Source organism: Actinosynnema sp. NPDC037264 (genome assembly GCF_055603705.1).
The window spans coordinates 3,559-5,165 of record NZ_JBVJVK010000127.1 but is presented as its reverse complement, the minus strand read 5'-3'; the positions used below and the strand labels follow the sequence as shown (position 1 = coordinate 5,165).

Annotated in this window: 2 rRNA genes (1 of these 2 running past the window's edge); both read right to left on the bottom strand. The window is 56.6% G+C overall.

Annotated elements, in window-relative coordinates:
* Positions 1–105 (bottom strand): 5S ribosomal RNA (gene rrf, locus ACZ7GX_RS45610); the annotation flags it as partial.
* Between the two features lie 113 nt (positions 106–218).
* A 23S ribosomal RNA gene (locus ACZ7GX_RS45605) occupies positions 219–1,607 on the bottom strand (it continues 1,360 nt past the right edge of the window).

Here is a 1,607-nt window from a genome sequence, read left to right as displayed (position 1 = left end):
CCTACTCTCCCACACCCTCACGAGTGCAGTACCATCGGCGCTGGAAGGCTTAACTACCGGGTTCGGAATGGGACCGGGTGTTCCCCAACCGCTATGACCACCGAAACACTATGAAATTACCAACCCGTAGGCACCCCAACCCACCCAGTCCTACACGGGTGGACCAAGGCGGTCCGGTTCGGTTCTTTCAGAACCGCACAGTGGATGCGTAGCGTCTTCATGACAAGTCCTCGGCCTATTAGTACCGGTCAACTCCAGCCGTTACCGACCTTCCATCTCCGGCCTATCAACCCAATAGTCTCTTGGGGGCCTTAACCCACAAAGGGGTGGGATACCTCATCTAGGAACAGGCTTCCCGCTTAGATGCTTTCAGCGGTTATCCCTTCCGAACGTAGCCAACCAGCAATGCCCTTGGCAGGACAACTGGCACACCAGAGGTCCGTCCGTCCCGGTCCTCTCGTACTAGGGACAGCCTTCCGCAAGTATCCTACGCGCGCGGCGGATAGGGACCGAACTGTCTCACGACGTTCTAAACCCAGCTCGCGTACCGCTTTAATGGGCGAACAGCCCAACCCTTGGGACCTACTCCAGCCCCAGGATGCGACGAGCCGACATCGAGGTGCCAAACCATGCCGTCGATATGGACTCTTGGGCAAGATCAGCCTGTTATCCCCGGGGTACCTTTTATCCGTTGAGCGACCACGCTTCCACAAGCCATGGCCGGATCACTAGTTCCGACTTTCGTCCCTGCTCGACCTGTCGGTCTCACAGTCAAGCCCCCTTGTGCACTTGCACTCGACACCTGATTGCCAACCAGGCTGAGGGAACCTTTGAGCGCCTCCGTTACCCTTTGGGAGGCAACCGCCCCAGTTAAACTACCCACCAGGCACTGTCCCTGATCCGGATCACGGACCGAGGTTAGACATCCAGTACGACCAGAGTGGTATTTCAACGACGACTCCACCATGACTGGCGTCACAGCTTCACAGTCTCCCACCTATCCTACACAAGCCGAACCGAACACCAATACCAAGCTATAGTAAAGGTCCCGGGGTCTTTCCGTCCTGCCGCGCGTAACGAGCATCTTTACTCGTAATGCAATTTCGCCGGGCCTGTGGTTGAGACAGTCGAGAAGTCGTTACGCCATTCGTGCAGGTCGGAACTTACCCGACAAGGAATTTCGCTACCTTAGGATGGTTATAGTTACCACCGCCGTTTACTGGCGCTTAAGTTCTCAGCTTCGCCCCGAAGAGCTAACCGGTCCCCTTAACGTTCCAGCACCGGGCAGGCGTCAGTCCGTATACATCGTCTTGCGACTTCGCACGGACCTGTGTTTTTAGTAAACAGTCGCTTCTCGCTGGTCTCTGCGGCCGAAAAATCCTAGCCCGCAAGGGGCTTCAAATCCCTCGGCCCCCCTTCTCCCGAAGTTACGGGGGCATTTTGCCGAGTTCCTTAACCACAGTTCGCCCGATCGCCTCGGTATTCTCTACCTGACCACCTGTGTCGGTTTGGGGTACGGGCCGCATGAACACTCACTAGAGGCTTTTCTCGGCAGCATGGGATCACTCTACTTCGCCTCAATCGGCTATGCATCACGTCTCAGCCTG